The following is a 19,697-nucleotide window of genomic DNA, read 5'->3' as shown; positions in this document are numbered from 1 at the left end:
AGCGGCGACGTTCATGACGTCGCCGCTGCTTTAGCTGCCGGAAGTCAGGAATTTGCCTACAGCCAATTCCGTTGCGGATGACTGCAACGGCAGGGGATGTGTCGACTTTTCCTACGAGCATTCAGGCAATTACGCATTTACTGCCAGACCCACGGCCCCTACCGTCGGGTTCTGACCAGTTTCTGCGTGGGCCATCGGCTTGCTGTACGTACTGGATTGAGCTCAGTGCCACCTCAACTTCCCTGGACGGGATCGCGGTGCATTGAACAACACGACAAAAAGAGGGAGCGTCATGCGCCATACCTTGGTTTTTTCCGCATTGCTGGGCGCCGGCCTGTTGGCCGCCACGTCCGCCAGTTTTGCCGCCAGCAAGAGCCTGGTGTTCTGCTCCGAAGGCAGCCCGGCGGGTTTTGATACCGCGCAATACACGACGGCGACCGATAACGACGCCGCCGAGCCGCTGTACAACCGTCTGGTCGAGTTCGAAAAAGGCGCGACCAACGTCGTACCGGGACTGGCGACCCAGTGGGATATTTCCGAGGATGGTCTCAAGTACACCTTTCACCTGCGTGAAGGTGTGAAATTTCATACAACGCCGTACTTCAAACCGACGCGCGATTTCAACGCCGACGACGTGCTGTTCACGTTTAACCGCATGCTCGATCCCGCGCAGCCATTCCGTAAGGCTTATCCGACCGAATTCCCGTATTTCAACGGGATGAGCCTGAACAAGAACATCGCCAAGGTCGAAAAGACCGGGCCGCTGACCGTGGAGTTCACGCTCAACAGCGTCGACGCCGCGTTCATCCAGAACATCGCCATGAGCTTCGCCGCGATCCTGTCTGCCGAGTACGCCGACAAGTTGCTGGCCGAAGGCAAGCCGAGCGACATCAACCAGAAGCCGATCGGGACCGGGCCGTTCGTGTTCAAGAGCTATCAGAAGGACTCGAACATCCGTTACACCGGCAACGAACATTACTGGGACCCGAGCCGGGTCAAGCTGAAGAATCTGATCTTCGCGATCAACACCGACGCTTCGGTGCGCGTGCAGAAGCTCAAGGCCGGCGAATGCCAGATCACCCTGCACCCGCGCCCTGCCGACGTTGAAGCGCTGAAGGCTGACCCGAAACTGCAGCTGATTTCCAAGCCCGGCTTCAACCTCGGTTACATTGCCTACAACGTCCGTCACAAGCCCTTCGACCAGCTCGAAGTGCGTCAGGCGCTGGACATGGCGGTGAATAAACAAGGGATTCTCAACGCTGTTTATCAAGGCGCCGGACAACTGGCGGTCAACGGCATGCCGCCGACCCAGTGGTCCTACGACGACAGCATCAAGGATGCCGCCTACAACCCGGAAAAAGCCAAAGAGCTGCTCAAGGCCGCCGGCGTCAAGGAAGGCACCGAGATCACGCTGTGGGCGATGCCGGTCCAGCGTCCGTACAACCCGAACGCCAAACTGATGGCCGAAATGCTCCAGGCTGACTGGGCGAAGATCGGTCTGAAAGTGAAGATTGTCAGCTACGAATGGGGCGAGTACATCAAGCGCACCAAGAATGGCGAGCACGACATCAGCCTGATTGGCTGGACCGGCGACAACGGGGATCCGGACAACTGGCTGGGCACCCTGTACAGCTGCGACGCCATTGGTGGCAACAACTACTCCATGTGGTGCGATCCGGCTTACGACAAGCTGATCAAAGAGGCCAAGGTCGTCACCGACCGCGACCGGCGCACCACGCTCTACAAACAGGCGCAGCAGTTGCTCAAGCAGCAAGTGCCGATCACGCCTGTCGCCCACTCGACGGTCAACCAGCCGTTAAGCGCCCGGGTTGAAGGCTTCAAGGTCAGCCCCTTCGGTCGCAATGTGTTCTCGGGCGTCAGTATCGATTAACCCAACCGATTAGCCGCAATGCTGAGGGGGCTGTCTATCCCCCTCACGCAAGCGCTTTGCCGAAATTCGCCAATCAGGCCTTTTGCAAACGTTTGCGATGTGTGAATGAGTTCTAAACCAATAACCGGCCCACCCAAAAAAGCCGGCATAAAAAGAAAGTAAAGGAGCTTCACCCATGAAACTGAGCAATACCGCGATATTGGCCTTGGCCATCAGCAGCATCACCGCCACGGCTTACGCGGAAACCCAAAGCCAGGCGTTCACTCCGGTGACCGTTAACGAGAAGAGCGCCCAGGCTGAAGCCACCGGCTTCCTCGAAGGTCAGTCGATCAGCGGCTCGACCCGCAACTGGTACGCCAACGAACAACTGAAGCGCGGCGGCAAGTTCACCTATCGCAAGGATGGCGTGGCCACCCCGACCGATCGCCGTATCAACTGGGTGCAAGGCACCATCGTCAAGTACAACTCGGGCTTCACCGAAGGCACCGTCGGTTTCAGCACCGAAGTGGCGGCGTACAACGCCATCGCGCTGGAGCGTGACCGCGAGAACCTGGCGTCCAACAACGGTGGCGCACCGGGCACCCGTCCAGGCGCAGGTAACAACCGTACCCTGACCCGTGAAGGCGGCGAAGCCCAGGGCCAGTGGAGCAAAGTCGGCCTGGCCAACGTCAAGGCGCGTATCTCCAACACCACCCTGACCGCCGGCCGCATGAACTTCAGCAGCCCGCAGGTTGATGTGATCGGCAACCGTCCGCTGCCATCGAGCTTCGAAGGTATCGCGATCCACAGCGAAGAGCTGAACAATCTGTCCTTCGACTTGGCCTCGTTCGACCGCGTTTCGCCGCGTACCGAAGAAAGCCTGAGCAAGTTTCGCTCCGAATACGGCGCGATTGATGCCGAGGCCGACCACGTTCACACCGGCGGCATCTCGTACCAGCCGTTCGCCAGCCTGACCACCAGCCTCTGGGGCACCCAGGCCGAAGACCTGTGGAACCAGTACTACTTCGGCGCCACCCACGTGCTGGGTGACAGCTCGGTTCTGGCTCTGACCACCGGTCTGAACTACTACAAGACCGTGGACGAAGGTAAGAAAAAACTGGGTGAAATCGACAACGATACCTACTCCCTGTCGTTCGGCCTGACTCACCAGGCGCATACCCTGACCTTCTCTTACCAGGAAGTGAACGGTAACGAGTACTTCGACTACCTGCACGAAACCAACGGCATCTACCTGGCCAACTCCCTGCTGTCGGACTTCAACGGCCCGAACGAGAAATCCTTCCAGGTTGCCTATGGTCTGAACATGGCCGAATACGGCGTGCCAGGCCTGAAGTTCAACATCTACCAGGCCCGCGGCTGGGGCATCGACGGCACTCACTACAAGGGTGGCGGCTACGACGGCGTGCAGTCGATGGACGGCGAGCACCACTATGAATACGGCATCGGTGCTGCTTATGCCGTACAGAGCGGTCCTCTGAAAGCCACCACCGTTCGTGCGACCTATACCGCTCACCGCGCCAGCGAAAACCAGGCTGACGGCAGCATCAACGAGTTCCGTCTCGTGACCACGATTCCATTCAACATCCTGTAAAAACCGCCGACCGACGGCTGACTCATGACGAGTCGGCCGTTCGGTTTTTTGTCTTCAACCGATTGCAGAGGGTTATCGATGAAAATGCTTCCCCTACGTGCGGCCGTCACGGCTGTGTTGTTGAGCGCCGCCATCGGCGTCTCGGCCAAACCCTTGGTGGTCTGCACCGAAGCCAGCCCGGAAGGCTTCGATATGGTCCAGTACACAACTGCAGTCACTGCCGATGCGGTGGCCGAAACGATCTTCAACCGTCTGGCGGACTTCAAGCCCGGCACCACCGAAGTGATTCCGGCACTGGCCGAATCCTGGGACATCAGTGAAGACGGCCTGACTTACACGTTCCACCTGCGCAAAGGCGTCAAGTTTCACACCACCGAATACTTCAAGCCGACCCGCGACATGAACGCCGACGACGTGGTCTGGAGCTTCCAGCGTCAGCTGGACCCGAATCACCCGTGGCACAAACTGTCGAGCGTGGGCTTCCCGTACTTTGAAAGCATGGGCTTCAAGGAACTGCTCAAAAGCGTCGAAAAAGTCGACGACAACACGGTCAAGTTCACCCTGACCCGCCGCGAAGCGCCGTTCCTGGCCGACATCGCCATGGCGTTTTCCTCGATTTACCCGGCCGAATACGCCGACCAGTTGCTCAAGTCCGGCAAGACCGCCGACCTCAACAACAAGCCTGTGGGCACCGGCCCGTTCATCTTCCAGCGTTACGCCAAGGATGCGCAGGTGCGTTTCAAGGCCAACCCGGACTACTTCCGTGGCAAGCCACCGGCTGATGCGTTGATCCTGGCAATCGCCACCGACAACAACGTGCGCCTGCAGAAGCTCAAGGCCAACGAGTGCCAGATCGCGCTGTATCCGAAGCCGGATGACATTCCGAGCATCAAGAAAGACAGCAACCTGAAGGTCGATGAGCTGGACGCGATGACCGTCTCGTACATCGCCATGAACACTCAGCACAAATACATGAGCGACGTGCGTGTCCGCAAAGCGATCGACATCGCTTTCGACAAGGAAGCCTACGTCAACGCCCTGTTCGGCAAAGGCAACGCGACCGTAGCGGTCAACCCCTACCCGCCGACCCTGCTGGGCTACAACCACGACCTGAAGAACCCGCCACGTGACCTCGACAAGGCCCGCGCCTTGCTCAAGGAAGCCGGGGTCCCGGAAGGCACCGTGTTTACTCTGTTTACCCGTAACGGCGGCGGCCCGACCAACCCCAATCCGATGCTCGGCGCACAGATGATGCAGGCCGACCTGGCGAAAGTCGGGATCAAGGTCGACATCCGTGTGATGGAATGGGGCGAGATGCTCAAGCGCGCCAAGGCCGGCGAACACGATATGGTGTCGGCCGGATGGGCGGGCGACAACGGCGACCCGGATAACTTCCTGACGCCTATGCTCAGTTGCGAAGCGGCCAAGAACGGCGAAAACTACGCGCGCTGGTGCAACGAGAAATTCCAGGCACTGCTCGACGAAGCACGGGCTAAAGTAGATCCGGCCGAACGCGCAAAGCTCTACGAACAGGCCCAGGTGCTGTTTAATCAGGACCAACCGTGGATCAGCATGGCCCACACCCGTATGTTTACCGCAATGCGCAATAACGTAGAGGGTTACCACATCAGCCCTCTGACCACGAATAACTTCGCCACCACCCAGGTGAAGTAGATAAGAAACTCCCGGCCTCCCTGACCCCAGGGGCGCCGGGCACGCCTAACCGGCTGATGAGGTACCACACAAGATGTTTAGTTTTATTGCCCGCCGACTGGGGTTGTTGATCCCCACGTTTTTCGGCATCACCCTGCTGACTTTCGCGTTGATTCGCATGATTCCCGGCGACCCCGTGGAAGTGATGATGGGCGAACGTCGGGTCGACCCCGAAATGCACGCTCAGGCAATGGAACGCCTTGGTCTGAACAAACCGCTGTATGCCCAGTATCTGGACTACATCGGCAAACTGGCCCACGGCGATCTCGGCGAATCCCTGCGTACGCGTGAGAGCGTATGGACCGAGTTCACCTCCCTCTTCCCGGCGACCCTGGAACTGTCCATGGCCGCCCTGCTGTTCGCCGGCATTCTCGGTCTTCTGGCCGGGGTGATCGCGGCCCTCAAGCGAGGCTCCCTGTTCGACCATGGGGTGATGGGCATCTCCCTGGCGGGGTATTCGATGCCGATCTTCTGGTGGGGCCTGATCCTGATCATGTTCTTCTCCGTGAGCCTGGGCTGGACCCCGGTATCCGGGCGGATCGACCTGCTCTACGACATCGAGCCGCGCACCGGCTTCATGCTGATCGACACGCTGCTGGCCGATGACACGGGCGCGTTCTTCGATGCCCTGCATCACCTGATCCTGCCGGCCATCGTGCTCGGCACCATTCCACTGGCGGTGATCGCGCGGATGACCCGTTCGTCGATGCTGGAAGTGCTGCGTGAAGACTACATCCGCACCGCCAAGGCCAAAGGCCTGTCGCCGTCGCGCGTGGTGTTCGTGCACGGCCTGCGTAACGCGCTGATCCCGGTCCTGACCGTGGTCGGCCTGCAAGTCGGTACCCTGCTGGCCGGCGCGGTCCTGACCGAAACCATCTTCTCCTGGCCCGGCATCGGTAAATGGCTGATCGAAGCCATCGGCGCCCGGGACTACCCGGTTGTGCAAAACGGCATCCTGTTAATCGCCTGCCTGGTGATTCTGGTCAACTTCGTAGTGGACATCCTCTACGGCTTTGCCAACCCACGCATCCGTCATCAGCGCTGAGGTCCATACCATGAGCACTCCAACATCCTCAGTAGCCACTTCCGCGCCAAGCGCGGATCAAAGCCTGCTGTATCCGTCACCGTACAAAGAATTCTGGCAAGCCTTCGCGAAGAACAAGGGCGCGGTTGCCGGCCTACTGTTCATGCTGCTGGTGATTTTCTGCGCGATCTTCGCGCCGTGGGTCGCCCCGCATAACCCGAGCGAGCAATACCGGGACTTCCTGCTGACGCCACCGGCGTGGCTCGAAGGCGGGCAAATGCAGTTCCTGCTCGGCACCGATGAACTGGGCCGCGACCTGCTGTCGCGGCTGATCCAGGGTTCGCGCCTGTCGCTGCTGATCGGTCTGTCGTCGGTGGTGATGTCGTTGATCCCGGGGATCCTGCTGGGTCTGTTCGCCGGTTTCTTCCCGAAGATGATCGGCCCGACCATCATGCGTCTGATGGACATCATGCTGGCCCTGCCGTCCCTGCTGCTGGCGGTGGCGATTGTCGCCATCCTCGGCCCTGGCCTGATCAACACCGTGATCGCCATCGCCGTGGTTTCGCTGCCGTCCTACGTGCGTCTGACCCGTGCCGCCGTGATGGGCGAACTGAACCGCGACTACGTCACCGCCGCGCGTCTGGCCGGTGCCGGTCTGCCGCGCCTGATGTTCATCACCGTGCTGCCCAACTGCATGGCACCGCTGATCGTACAGGCCACCCTGAGTTTCTCTTCGGCGATTCTCGACGCGGCGGCGCTGGGCTTCCTCGGCCTTGGCGTACAACCGCCAACCCCTGAGTGGGGCACCATGCTGGCCTCGGCCCGCGACTACATCGAACGTGCCTGGTGGGTGGTGAGTCTGCCTGGTTTGACCATTTTGCTCAGCGTGCTGGCAATCAACCTGATGGGCGACGGCCTGCGCGACGCGCTGGACCCGAAACTCAAGAACGCCGCCTGAGGAGATTCCCATGTCACTGCTAGAAATCAAGAATCTCAACGTCCGCTTCGGCGACAAGAACGCGACGCCCGTGGTCGATGGCCTCGACCTGAAAGTCGACAAGGGCGAAGTCCTGGCCATCGTTGGCGAGTCGGGATCGGGTAAATCCGTGACCATGATGGCGCTGATGGGGCTGATCGAGCATCCCGGCATCGTCACTGCCGACTCGCTCAGCTTCGACGGCAAAGACATGCTCAAGCTGAGCAATCGTCAGCGTCGGCAAATCGTCGGCAAAGACCTGTCGATGGTGTTCCAGGATCCGATGACCGCGCTCAACCCGAGCTACACCGTCGGTTTCCAGATCGAAGAAGTGCTGCGCCTGCACCTGAAAATGTCCGGCAAGCAAGCGCGCAAACGCGCCATCGAACTGCTGGAGAAAGTGGAAATTCCGGGCGCCGCCAGCCGCATGGACGCCTACCCGCACCAACTGTCCGGCGGCATGAGCCAGCGTGTGGCAATTGCCATGGCGATTGCCGGCGAGCCGAAACTGCTGATCGCCGACGAACCGACCACGGCGCTGGACGTGACGATTCAGGCGCAGATCATGGATCTGCTGCTGGCGTTGCAGAAAGAACAGAACATGGGCCTGGTGCTGATCACTCACGACCTCGCGGTCGTGGCCGAAACCGCCCAGCGCGTCTGTGTGATGTACGCAGGCCAAGCGGTAGAAGTCGGTCAGGTGCCGCAACTGTTCGACATCCCGGCACACCCTTACAGCGAAGCGCTGCTCAAGGCGATTCCCGAGCACAGTCTGGGCGCCGAGCGCCTGTCGACCCTGCCGGGCATCGTTCCAGGCCGCTACGACCGTCCGCAGGGTTGCCTGCTGTCGCCGCGCTGCCCGTACGTGCAGGACAGCTGCCGCGTGCAACGTCCAGCCCTTGATCCGAAAGCCAACAGCCTCGCCCGTTGCTTCTACCCGCTGAACCAGGAGGTGGCGTAATGGCCGTCGTACTTACCGCCCGCGACCTGACCCGTCACTACGAAGTCTCCCGTGGCCTGTTCAAGGGCCACGCGACCGTGCGCGCCCTCAACGGCGTGTCGTTCGAGCTCGAAGCCGGCAAGACCCTCGCTGTCGTAGGCGAATCGGGTTGCGGCAAATCCACCCTCGCCCGCGCCCTGACCCTGATTGAAGAGCCGTCTTCCGGTTCGCTGAAAATTGCCGGGCAAGAAGTCGCCGGCGCCGACAAGGCCCAGCGCAAGCAACTGCGCAAAGACGTGCAGATGGTGTTTCAGAGCCCGTACGCGTCGTTGAACCCGCGGCAGAAAATCGGTGACCAATTGGCCGAGCCACTGCTGATCAACACCAACCTGAGTGCTACCGAGCGTCGCGAGAAAGTCCAGGCGATGATGAAGCAGGTCGGCTTGCGTCCCGAGCACTACCAGCGCTATCCGCACATGTTCTCTGGCGGTCAGCGTCAGCGTATTGCCTTGGCGCGGGCGATGATGCTGCAACCGAAAGTGCTGGTGGCGGACGAACCGACCTCGGCGCTCGACGTATCGATTCAGGCGCAGGTGCTGAACCTGTTCATGGACCTGCAGCAGGAGTTCAACACCGCCTACGTGTTCATCTCGCACAACCTGGCGGTGGTGCGGCATGTCGCCGACTCGGTGCTGGTGATGTACCTCGGCCGTCCGGTGGAAATGGGCCCGAAAGAGGACATCTACACCCGACCTCTGCACCCTTACACCCAGGCCTTGTTGTCGGCGACACCCACGATCCATCCGGATCCGGACAAGCCGAAAATCAAGATTGTCGGCGAACTGCCCAACCCGCTGAACCCGCCACCGGGCTGTGCGTTCCACAAACGTTGCCCGTACGCGACCGAGCGTTGCAGCACTGAAGAGCCGGCCCTGCGCCAGCTCGACAACCGGCAGGTGGCTTGCCATTACGCCGAACAGTTCCTCGATGGCGCGGCGTAAGCAAAACCGGAGACCGCCACTCAACCTGTAGGAGCTGTCGAGTGAAACGAGGCTGCGATCTGTTGATTTTCAGAATCAAGATCAAAAGATCGCAGCGTGCGGCAGCTCCTGCAGGAATCGTGTTTATCCGGAAATAATGTGTTAACCCAAACCTCTTCTCCCCCGATTGCGCATCAGTCGGGGAAGAAGGGGTTTTCTTTTACCGGCGCTTTACGACTGGCTGTCGCCTTCGTCATCGTCAGTGTCCGGCTCGTCAGTGGTCGAGTCGTCATCATCCTTGCTGCCGCCCTGATCCTGATCGCCCGGTTCGGATTCAGACTTGGCCAGCATGACCACACCGGCTTGCCCGTGGGCTGCGTTAAACCCCTGTGATGGTGTGGCAGAACTTGCCCACGCCGCCGTAGTGCCAAGCGTCAACATCACCAAAACCTTAAGCAACAGCACTATGCGTTGAAAAATGCTCATAGCCATTTCCATCCTTTCGTGGTTGAAGCCTGGGGTGCCGATCCGGCGCTGAATGAAATCTAGTTCCGATCAGTCCGGTTCACCAGATAGGACGCTGACCAACCCCGGGAAATGCCCTGGTACGAGAGATCACTTGTGAATAACCGCTATAACCGAATCAGCTAAGCGAGGCCGTGCGTTCGCTGGTGGCCAGCGCTTTGGCCTGGGTCGACGAGCGCGTCGCCAGGCAAATCAGCGGCAAGGTCAACAACGCCAGTGTCGCGCTCGCAAGCCATACACTGTGGCCGCCGAAGTGCCCATACAGCTGACCACTCAACACCGGCGACAACAATGCACTGGCGCTCCAGCTCATGAAAAACAGACCGAAATACTGGCCGCTTTTGCCGCCCTGCGCGTGCCGCATGACCAGCACATTCAGCGGCGGCATGAAAAAAGCTTCACCCAAGGTCCAGATCACCGTCGACAGACACACGTAAAACAAGCCGGAGCCAAACGGCAACATCCCCAACCCGACCGCCAACAACACACAACCCGCGAGCAATTGCCGACGCAAGCCCCAGCGCTCGCCCCAGTGCGTGAGCGGGATCTGCAGCGCCACCACCAGCATCGCGTTAAGCCCGAACTGCCAGCCGATGGCCTCGGTGCTCATGTGGTAGTAATCGCGCAGATAGTTGCCCAGCGTGCTGTAAACCGTGTCGAAGGCCATCCCCAGCAACACGGCCGCACCGAGCAGCCAGAGGAATGCCGCGTCGCGCAACGGTGTACCAGTGCCAGCTTCGGTCACCTCATCGGGCTTGAGTACCACGCGGCGCCAGGTGGTGCGCACAAACCACAGCAACGCGAGCAGCGTCATCGCCGCACTGACAAAAAACACCCAACGGAAATCCGTCTGCGCCAACACCCCGCCGGCCACCCCGGCAGCCGCCATACCAAGGTTTCGCGCCACCCGGCTCAAGGCTTGAGCACGGGAGCGCTGCGCAGGCTCGCAATACTCCATGATCAGCCGCTGATGCAGCGTTCTAATCGCCCCGTCGACGGCACCACTGAGCAACAGCAACACGGCCAGCAACGCCACCTGCGTCACCAGCCCCAACAGGATCAACACCCACATGGAAACAAAGAACAACGCGGCGGTCAGCCGCGCCGTCCGCACATGATCACTGAGCAACCCACCGAGCATCGAACCAATCAACAACCCGGCTCCGTAAGCCGACAACAGCCAGCCCACCGTCTCGATCGCCAGCCCCAGCTCCTGGCGCAGATACAGCGCCATGAACAACTTGACCATGCTGCTCAAGCGATTGATGAACAGCAGCGCCGCAAGCACCCAGGCCATCAGGCTGAAATAGCCGTTGGGGCGCAGCAGATGGACGAGGTTGCGCGTCATTCCATTGACCTCTCAAAGCGACTGGCGTTGACCTGAAACACTAACGCCCAGCACACCGGTTGTCGCGCTCAAGAACATCGATATCTGAAAATACAGAGTCGCCCTACAACCCTGTGGGAGCTGTCGTAGGCAGCGATCTTTTGACTTCGCGCTTCAAGTCCAAAAGATCGCAGCCCTCGGTCGCTCAGTTCGATTAGAAAATGGTCGGCTCGCAGGCCGCCATCGCTGGCAATCCAGCTCCCACAATGGATTGGGGTATTCATTTGGAGAACGGTTGGCTGGCAGGGCGCCTTCGCGAGCAGGCTCGCTCCCACAGGGAAATTGAGTGACTTCAGCGGGAGATTGGTCGGCTGACAGGCCGCCATCGCTGGCAAGCCAGCTCCCACAACGGATTGGGGTATTCATTTGGAGAACGGTTGGCTGGCAGGGCGCCTTCGCGAGCAGGCTCGCTCCCACAGGGAAATTGAGTGACTTCAGTGGGAGATTGGTCGGCTGACAGGCCGCCATCGCTGGCAATCCAGCTCCCACAATGGATTGGGGTATTCATTTGGAGAACGGTTGGCTGGCAGGGCGCCTTCGCGAGCAGGCTCGCTCCCACAGGGAAATTGAGTGACTTCAGTGGGAGATTGGTCGGCCGACAGGCCGCCATCGCTGGCTAGCCAGCTCCCACAATGGACTGGGGTATTCATTTGGAGAACGGTTGGCTGGCAGGGCGCCTTCGCGAGCAGGCTCGCTCCCACAGGGAAATTGAGTGACTTCAGCGGGAGATTGGTCGGCTGACAGGCCGCCATCGCTGGCAAGCCAGCTCCCACACAAGAGCAAGAGCAGAACGCGCACCGCTCTTGCTCCTCACCACTCAACACGATGAGCGTTAGCTCGAGTACCGCTCTCGCTCCTCACCACTCAACACGATGAGCGTTAGCTCGAGTACCGCTTTTGATCTTGATCCACGGGCGACATCGGAAGGCTGAGTGGAGGGATTGATCCGGGGGTGGGAGCGCAGCGACCGTTTGGCGCAGCCAAACACAGCGAGAGGAGGTGCAGCGAAGCAAACCGTAGGCGCTGCGCCCGGATCAATCCCGCAACGAAGGGACCCCGAGCCCCAGCGAGCGGGCCGAACGCAGGAGCAAGCCTTTTTTTGCTTACTTTTTTGAGGCGTTTGTCAAAAAAGTGAGTCGCCGTCAGGGCGAAACCCTAAGCCGCCATCACCGAAAAAACGGATATACACCCAAAACCACCCGAAGCCTGGCCGGCCCAAAGGCCGCCAAGACAAAGCCCCAAAAAAAACCCCCAAGGCCTACACCTCAGGGGCTTTCGAACAACCCAGCTCAGCGCTTAATGATGCTCACGCGTCGCACGGAATTTCACATCCGGCCAACGCTCCTCCATCAACGCCAGGTTAACCCGCGTCGGCGCCAGGTAGGTCAGGTGCCCACCGCCATCCAGCGCGAGGTTCTCCACCGCCTTGTTGGAAAACTCCTCAAGCTTCTTCTTGTCGCTGCATTCAATCCAACGCGCCGAGTAAACAGTGATCGGCTCATACGAGCACTCAACCTTGTATTCCTCCTTCAAACGGCTGGCGACCACATCGAACTGCAGCACACCGACGGCGCCAAGAATGATGTCGTTACTGCGCTCCGGGAAGAACACCTGGGTCGCGCCCTCTTCGGCCAACTGCTGCAGACCCTGACGCAATTGCTTGGACTTCAGCGGATCACGCAGACGCACGCGGCGGAACAGCTCCGGGGCGAAGTGCGGGATACCAGTGAACCCGAGGACTTCGCCTTCGCTGAAGGTGTCGCCGATCTGGATCGTGCCGTGGTTGTGCAGACCGATGATGTCGCCGGCATACGCCTCTTCCAGCTGTTCACGCTCGGAAGAGAAGAACGTCAAGGCGTCGCCGATGCGCACGTCCTTGCCGGTACGCACGTGGCGCATCTTCATGCCTTTCTCGTACTTGCCGGAGCAGATACGCATGAAAGCGATACGGTCGCGGTGTTTCGGGTCCATGTTCGCCTGGATCTTGAAGATGAAGCCCGAGAACTTCTCTTCCACCGGCTCGACGGTGCGCTCGTTGGCGACACGGGCCAGCGGACGCGGCGCCCAGTCCACAACGGCGTCAAGTACGTGGTCGACCCCGAAGTTGCCCAGTGCGGTACCGAAGAACACCGGAGTCAGTTGACCGTCGAGGAACTCCTGCTGGTTGAACTCGTGGCAGGCGCCCTGCACCAGTTCCAGCTGTTCGAGGAAGCGCTCGTACTCGTCGCCCAAGTGCGCACGCGCCTCGTCGGAGTCGAGTTTCTCGATGATCTTGGTTTCAGTGCGTTCGTGACCGTGACCGGCGGTGTAGACAATGATGTAGTCGTCGGCCAGGTGGTACACGCCCTTGAAGTCGCGGTAGCAACCGATCGGCCAGGTGATCGGCGCTGCCTTGATCTTGAGGACGGCTTCGATTTCGTCGAGCAGTTCGATCGGGTCGCGGATGTCACGGTCGAGTTTGTTGATGAAGCTGACGATCGGCGTGTCACGCAGACGGCAGACGTCCATCAGGGCGATGGTCCGTGGCTCGACACCTTTACCGCCGTCGAGCACCATCAGCGCCGAGTCGACTGCGGTCAGGGTGCGGTAGGTGTCTTCGGAGAAGTCTTCGTGGCCCGGGGTGTCGAGCAGGTTGATCATGTGTTCGCGATACGGGAACTGCATGACCGACGTGGTAATGGAAATACCCCGTTGCTTCTCCATCTCCATCCAGTCGGATGTCGCATGGCGGTCGGATTTACGGGATTTCACCGTACCGGCCACTGCAATCGCCTTGCCCATCAACAGGAGCTTTTCGGTGATCGTGGTTTTACCGGCATCGGGGTGGGAAATAATGGCGAAAGTGCGGCGTTTCGCGACTTCGGCGGCCTGGTTGGTCATGGGAAATCGCCTGGCGGTGATTCAAAAAAGGGCGGCGAGTATAGCTTAAAAAGTAACCGCCGAACCACCGTCCCTCGGTCACGCAAAACCCTGCAGGAGCTGCCGCAGGCTGCGATCTTTTGATCTTGCTCTCAAGAACAAAATCAAAAGATCGCAGCCTGCGGCAGCTCCTACGGGTGGCCAAACAGTGTCTGACGTGGGAACCTTTTAAAGCACGGAGACGTCCATCCCCTGTTACGGCATTTCGTCAGGGGCTGAAAAATCAGCAAGTTAGCCTGACGAGGCTGCGCTCATGGCTCGCTTTCAGATCGCTTTGCCGGTCCTGAAAAACGGCTACTTTTCGCGAACGCTGACTTCGGCAGCCAGGAATGGCCTTGCCACACGGAGCTGCGCTCGCCGACTACAAAAAAAGGAGTCCGCCTGTGGCTATCCGCTATGGCAAAGGGCTGATGGGAGGTGCGGTGGTGATCGCGCTCCTGGCCCTGCTGGTCCACTGGATCGGCATCAACACGATCGAACACTACCGCGACGATTTGTTGTTTTACCTGCAAGCTCATCTGATTCTCGTCCTCGCTTCAATGCTGGCCGCCCTGGTCGTGGGCATCCCCGCCGGTATCTTTCTCAGCCGCCCGAGCATGGTCGGCCGCGCTGAACGCTTCATGCAAATCTTCAATATCGGCAACACCGTGCCTCCGCTGGCCGTACTGGCGATTGCCCTGGGGATTCTCGGCATCGGCAGTGGTCCGGCGATCTTCGCTTTGTTCCTCGCTTCTCTGTTGCCAATTGTGCGCAACACCTACGAAGGCCTGAAAAACGTTCAGGGGTCGCTCAAAGAAGCCGCCGTCGGCATCGGCATGACCCCGCGCCAGGTGCTGTGGAAAGTCGAATTGCCTAACGCCGTGCCGATCATCATCGGTGGCGTGCGCGTGGCGCTGGCGATCAACGTCGGCACCGCACCGCTGGCCTTCCTGATCGGCGCCAACAGCCTCGGCAGCCTGATCTTCCCCGGCATCGCCCTGAACAATCAGCCGCAACTGCTGCTCGGCGCTGCGTGTACCGCGCTGCTGGCCCTGCTGCTCGATGGCGTCGTCACCCTCGCCAGCCGTCTCTGGCTGGAACGCGGTCTGCGCCCGTCTTAAGGCTTTTGCGAAGGAATAGTTATGAAACGATTTTGCTTGATCTTGAGCTGCTTCCTGCTGTTTGCAGGACTGGCCCAAGCCGCCGACAAACCGGTTATCCGCCTCGGCGCCCGGGTGTTCACCGAGCAGACCCTGCTCGCGGAAATCACCGCGCAATACCTGCGCAGCAAAGGCTACGACGCGCAGATCACCGGCGGCCTGGGCAGCAACCTCGCCCGCAGCGCCCATGAAAGCGGTCAGCTGGACATGCTCTGGGAATACACCGGCGTGTCGCTGGTGGCCTACAACCATGTCACCGAGAAACTCGACAGCGAACAGTCCTACGCCCGGGTCAAAGAACTCGATGCGAAAAAAGGCCTGGTCTGGCTGACCCCGTCGAAATTCAGCAACACCTACGCCCTCGCCCTGCCGAAAAAAGTCGCCGAGGAGTATCCGCAGATCAACACCATCAGCGATCTGAACAAGGTGCTGCGCGATGAAGCCCGGACCAATCACCTGGTGGCGCTGGACACCGAGTTCGCCAACCGCTCCGACGGTCTGGACGGCATGGTCAAGCTCTACGACATGAACCTGACCCGCAAGAACATCCGGCAGATGGACGCGGGGCTGGTCTACACCGCGCTGCGCAATGGCCAGGTGTTTGCCGGTCTGGTCTACACCACCGACGGCCGCCTGAATGCGTTCGGCCTGAAACTGCTGGAAGACGACAAGCACTACTTCCCCGACTACACCGCCGCGCCCGTGGTGCGCCAGGCCTACCTCGACGCGCACCCGCAACTGGCCGAGCAACTCAAACCGCTGGCGCAACTGTTCGACGACGAAACCATGCGCCAGCTCAACGCGCGGGTCGACGTCGATCACGAAAGCCCATCGAAAGTGGCCGCCGATTTCCTGCGCCAGCATCCACTCAACTAAGGAGGAAAAGTCATGGAATTTCTGAACGCCTTTTCCCACCTCGACTGGCAGCAGGTGATGCACCTGACCTGGCAGCACATCACCCTGGTCGGCATCGCGGTGACATTGGCGATTCTCATCGGCGTGCCGCTGGGCATTCTGATGACGCGCTTCCCGACACTCGCAGGTCCCTTGCAAGCCAGCGCCACAGTGTTGCTGACCGTGCCGTCGATTGCGCTGTTCGGCCTGCTGCTGCCGTTCTATTCCAAATTCGGCCAGGGCCTGGGGCCGATGCCGGCGATCACTGCGGTGTTCCTCTATTCGCTGCTGCCGATCATGCGCAACACCTACCTCGCCCTGACCGGCGTCGAACCGGGCATTCGTGAAGCCGCGCGCGGCATCGGCATGACCTTCGGCCAGCGCCTGCGCATGGTCGAGCTGCCGATTGCGGTGCCGGTGATTCTCGCCGGCGTGCGCACTGCGGTGGTGATGAACATCGGCGTGATGACCATCGCCGCGACCATCGGCGCCGGAGGCCTCGGTGTGCTGATCCTCGCCTCCATCAGCCGCAGCGACATGTCGATGCTGATCGTCGGCGCGCTGCTGGTCAGTCTTCTGGCGATCTTCGCCGACCTTCTCCTGCAGTGGCTGCAACGTACGCTGACTCCAAAAGGACTCCTCAAATGATCGAACTTCAAAACCTCAGCAAGACCTTCCAGAGCAACGGCAAAGATGTCAAAGCCGTGGACTCGGTGAGCCTGACCGTCAATGAAGGCGAGATCTGTGTGTTCCTCGGGCCATCGGGTTGCGGCAAAAGCACCACGCTGAAAATGATCAACCGTCTGATCAAACCGACTTCGGGCAAGATCCTGATCAACGGCGAAGACACCACCGACCTCGACGAAGTGACCTTGCGCCGCAACATCGGCTACGTGATCCAGCAGATCGGTCTGTTCCCGAACATGACCATCGAAGAGAACATCGTCGTGGTGCCGAAACTGCTCGGCTGGGACAAACAGAAATGCCACGACCGCGCCCGCGAACTGATGAGCATGATCAAGCTGGAACCCAAGCAGTATCTGCATCGCTACCCGCGTGAACTGTCCGGTGGTCAGCAACAGCGCATCGGTGTGATCCGTGCGCTGGCGGCCGATGCGCCACTGTTGCTGATGGACGAGCCGTTCGGCGCGGTCGACCCGATCAACCGCGAGATGATCCAGAACGAGTTTTTCGAGATGCAACGCGCGCTGAACAAGACCGTGATCATGGTCAGCCACGACATCGACGAAGCGATCAAACTCGGTGACAAGATCGCGATCTTCCGCGCCGGCAAGCTGCTGCAGATCGATCACCCGGACACCCTGCTCGCGCACCCGGCAGACGACTTCGTCAGCAACTTCGTCGGCCAGGACAGCACCCTCAAGCGTCTGCTGCTGGTGAAGGCGGAAGACGCGGCGGACAACGCCCCGTCGGTCAGTCCGGAAACCCCGGTGGCCGATGCGCTGGAGTTGATGGACGAGCATGACCGCCGCTACGTGGTGGTCACCTGTGCCGAGAACAAGGCGCTGGGTTATGTGCGACGCCGCGACCTGCATCGCCAGACCGGCACCTGCGCGCAATTCCTCCGTGAGTTCAACGCCACTGCAGCGTACGACGAGCACCTGCGCATCCTGTTGTCGCGCATGTACGAGTTCAATCGTTCGTGGCTGCCGGTGATGGATGCCGAACGAGTGTTCCTTGGCGAAGTGACGCAGGAGTCGATTGCGGCTTACCTGAGCTCGGGACGTTCGCGGGGCATGAAGACCAATATCGTTTCGCCGGCTGAGGCCGTGGTCGCCTGATCAATTAAAAGGTCGAACATCTACCCTGTGGCGAGGGAGCTTGCTCCCGCTGGGTCGCGAAGCGGCCCTGCTTTTAAAAAAGCGGGGACTGCTTCGCAGTCCAGCGGGAGCAAGCTCCCTCGCCACAGTTTTTTTGTGTATTCAAAGACTGGAAAAGAATATCAACACCGAGGTGAGCTCTGGCACTGCTAAAGCACCCGCCACATTTACCAAAATCCCCCTCACACCCACCTCTCGCCGCCAACGTCGCCGATGTTGCGCCTAACGTACTTGCCCTTGAGTTAGCTGACAAAAGCGCCGAACGTGCAGGTATTTTTAACACATGAAAATTGGTGGGGAACATCTGTCCGTCATCTCGGTCGGCTACAAAGAGTGATATCCGCGACGTACGTCAGAAGCGTGCAAAAACGCGACATTTTTAGTTGATCTCAGGCCCCTCACGCCCTAAAGTTCGCGCCGAACGTCCATGCTGGAAACGATCCATCCGGCTCAAGTACTGACGACGAGACAGCAAGGCCAAGGGCAGTTACGCCCGTGGCCTTTTTGCTTTCGGCGACATGCCTTGGGAAGTAGGCGAACCAAAGTGGGGATACGGAGGACGTTCATTTACACCCATGTTTTTACCCGTTTGCCCATAGGAGCACTCCAGCATGTCGATCCAGGTCGAAGACTATTTCGCGCGCGAAACCTTTCAGAAAATGAAGGCGTTCGCCGACAAACAGGAAACCCCTTTCGTGGTGATCGACACCGCGATGATCGCCCAGGCCTACGATGACCTGCGCGCCGGTTTCGAATTCGCCAAGGTCTACTACGCGGTCAAGGCCAACCCGGCTGTCGAGATCATCGACCTGCTCAAAGAGAAAGGCTCGAGCTTTGATATCGCCTCCATCTATGAGCTGGACAAAGTCCTGAGCCGTGGCGTCAGCCCGGATCAGATCAGCTACGGCAACACTATCAAGAAGTCCAAGGACATCCGCTACTTCTTCGAGAAGGGCGTGCGCCTGTACGCCACCGACTCCGAAGCCGACCTGCGCAACATCGCCAAAGCCGCGCCGGGTTCGAAAGTCTATGTGCGCATCCTCACCGAAGGCTCGACCACCGCTGACTGGCCGCTGTCGCGCAAGTTCGGCTGCCAGACCGACATGGCCATGGACCTGCTGATCCTCGCCCGCGACCTCGGTCTGGTGCCTTACGGCATCTCGTTCCACGTCGGTTCGCAGCAGCGCGACATCAGCGTCTGGGACGCAGCGATCGCCAAGGTCAAAGTGATCTTCGAGCGCCTGAAGGAAGAGGACGGTATCCACCTGAAGCTGATCAACATGGGCGGTGGCTTCCCGGCCAACTACATCACCCGCACCAACAGCCTGGAAACCTACGCCGAAGAGATCATCCGTTTCCTGAAAGAAGACTTCGGTGATGACCTGCCGGAAATCATTCTGGAACCGGGCCGTTCGCTGATCGCCAACGCCGGCATTCTGGTCAGCGAAGTGGTACTGGTCGCACGTAAATCGCGCACCGCCGTCGAGCGTTGGGTCTATACCGATGTGGGCAAGTTCTCCGGGCTGATCGAAACCATGGACGAAGCCATCAAGTTCCCGATCTGGACCGAGAAGAAAGGCGAGATGGAAGAAGTGGTGATCGCCGGTCCAACGTGCGACAGCGCCGACATCATGTACGAGAACTACAAGTACGGCCTGCCACTGAACCTGGCGATCGGTGATCGTCTGTACTGGCTGTCGACCGGTGCCTACACCACCAGTTACAGCGCCGTCGAATTCAATGGCTTCCCGCCGCTGAAATCGTTCTACGTGTAACCCACGTCGATTGAAAAAAGGCCCATGTTTTCATGGGCCTTTTTTTATTGGCGCAGCCATGACTCGATACGGGTCAACTGCGCATGGATCTTTTTGCCAATA

The 19,697-nt window shown here is 59.8% G+C and carries 15 protein-coding genes; 12 read left to right on the top strand and 3 right to left on the bottom strand.

Annotation, left to right across the window (positions count from 1 at the left end; all coding sequences use genetic code 11):
* Positions 1–292: 292 nt before the first annotated feature.
* The 7 genes from GTQ41_RS04140 (at position 293) to GTQ41_RS04110 (ending at position 9,136) form a co-directional block, all read left to right on the top strand.
* Positions 293–1,891 carry an ABC transporter substrate-binding protein gene (locus tag GTQ41_RS04140; RefSeq protein ID WP_217325421.1) on the top strand — a complete coding sequence of 533 codons (1,599 nt, stop codon included), beginning with the start codon at positions 293–295 and terminating at the stop codon, positions 1,889–1,891.
* A gap of 175 nt (positions 1,892–2,066) precedes the next feature.
* Entirely contained in the window at positions 2,067–3,482 is a 1,416-nt protein-coding gene (locus tag GTQ41_RS04135; protein WP_047291246.1) for an OprD family porin, read from the top strand.
* A gap of 78 nt (positions 3,483–3,560) precedes the next feature.
* Entirely contained in the window at positions 3,561–5,156 is a 1,596-nt protein-coding gene (locus GTQ41_RS04130) for an ABC transporter substrate-binding protein (RefSeq protein WP_047291244.1), read from the top strand.
* A 73-nt stretch (positions 5,157–5,229) separates the two neighbouring features.
* On the top strand, positions 5,230–6,240 hold the full coding sequence (locus GTQ41_RS04125; RefSeq protein WP_047291242.1) for an ABC transporter permease subunit: 1,011 nt from the start codon (positions 5,230–5,232) through the stop codon (positions 6,238–6,240).
* 10 nt (positions 6,241–6,250) lie between these two features.
* Positions 6,251–7,177 carry an ABC transporter permease subunit gene (locus GTQ41_RS04120; protein WP_041072771.1) on the top strand — a complete coding sequence of 309 codons (927 nt, stop codon included), beginning with the start codon at positions 6,251–6,253 and terminating at the stop codon, positions 7,175–7,177.
* 10 nt (positions 7,178–7,187) lie between these two features.
* Positions 7,188–8,156 (top strand): ABC transporter ATP-binding protein, encoded by a 969-nt coding sequence (locus tag GTQ41_RS04115; RefSeq protein ID WP_041072769.1) that lies wholly within the window; start codon positions 7,188–7,190, stop codon positions 8,154–8,156.
* On the top strand, positions 8,156–9,136 hold the full coding sequence (locus tag GTQ41_RS04110; RefSeq protein WP_047291239.1) for a peptide ABC transporter ATP-binding protein: 981 nt from the start codon (positions 8,156–8,158) through the stop codon (positions 9,134–9,136). The genes GTQ41_RS04115 and GTQ41_RS04110 overlap by 1 nt, the downstream gene beginning before the upstream one ends.
* Before the next feature lie 210 nt (positions 9,137–9,346).
* Here GTQ41_RS04110 and GTQ41_RS04105 read toward each other — a convergent pair whose 3' ends face one another.
* The 3 genes from GTQ41_RS04105 to GTQ41_RS04095 form a co-directional block, all read right to left on the bottom strand.
* Positions 9,347–9,601, bottom strand: a complete 255-nt coding sequence (locus GTQ41_RS04105; RefSeq protein WP_047291237.1) for a hypothetical protein — start codon at positions 9,599–9,601, stop codon at positions 9,347–9,349.
* Between the two features lie 157 nt (positions 9,602–9,758).
* Positions 9,759–10,988 (bottom strand): MFS transporter, encoded by a 1,230-nt coding sequence (locus GTQ41_RS04100; RefSeq protein WP_047291236.1) that lies wholly within the window; start codon positions 10,986–10,988, stop codon positions 9,759–9,761.
* Between the two features lie 1,335 nt (positions 10,989–12,323).
* Positions 12,324–13,907, bottom strand: a complete 1,584-nt coding sequence (locus tag GTQ41_RS04095) for a peptide chain release factor 3 (RefSeq protein WP_007965665.1) — start codon at positions 13,905–13,907, stop codon at positions 12,324–12,326.
* 449 nt (positions 13,908–14,356) lie between these two features.
* Between GTQ41_RS04095 and GTQ41_RS04090 the strand changes: the two genes are divergently transcribed.
* From GTQ41_RS04090 to GTQ41_RS04070, 5 genes are all read left to right on the top strand, one after another.
* Entirely contained in the window at positions 14,357–15,046 is a 690-nt protein-coding gene (locus tag GTQ41_RS04090; protein WP_177327907.1) for an ABC transporter permease, read from the top strand.
* Between the two features lie 21 nt (positions 15,047–15,067).
* Positions 15,068–15,961, top strand: a complete 894-nt coding sequence (locus GTQ41_RS04085) for a glycine betaine ABC transporter substrate-binding protein (protein ID WP_047291225.1) — start codon at positions 15,068–15,070, stop codon at positions 15,959–15,961.
* Between the two features lie 12 nt (positions 15,962–15,973).
* Positions 15,974–16,627, top strand: a complete 654-nt coding sequence (locus tag GTQ41_RS04080; protein ID WP_041066877.1) for an ABC transporter permease — start codon at positions 15,974–15,976, stop codon at positions 16,625–16,627.
* Positions 16,624–17,781: a betaine/proline/choline family ABC transporter ATP-binding protein gene (locus GTQ41_RS04075; protein ID WP_047291222.1), complete on the top strand. Its 1,158-nt coding sequence runs from the start codon at positions 16,624–16,626 to the stop codon at positions 17,779–17,781. The genes GTQ41_RS04080 and GTQ41_RS04075 overlap by 4 nt, the downstream gene beginning before the upstream one ends.
* Before the next feature lie 650 nt (positions 17,782–18,431).
* Positions 18,432–19,595 carry a type III PLP-dependent enzyme gene (locus GTQ41_RS04070; protein WP_047291221.1) on the top strand — a complete coding sequence of 388 codons (1,164 nt, stop codon included), beginning with the start codon at positions 18,432–18,434 and terminating at the stop codon, positions 19,593–19,595.
* Positions 19,596–19,697 lie beyond the last annotated feature (102 nt).

It is taken from the genome of Pseudomonas sp. AN-B15, from assembly GCF_019056475.1.
GTDB lineage: Bacteria > Pseudomonadota > Gammaproteobacteria > Pseudomonadales > Pseudomonadaceae > Aquipseudomonas > Aquipseudomonas parakoreensis.
The sequence above is the reverse complement of the archived record's forward strand: the minus strand, read 5'-3'. Positions and strand labels throughout refer to the sequence as shown.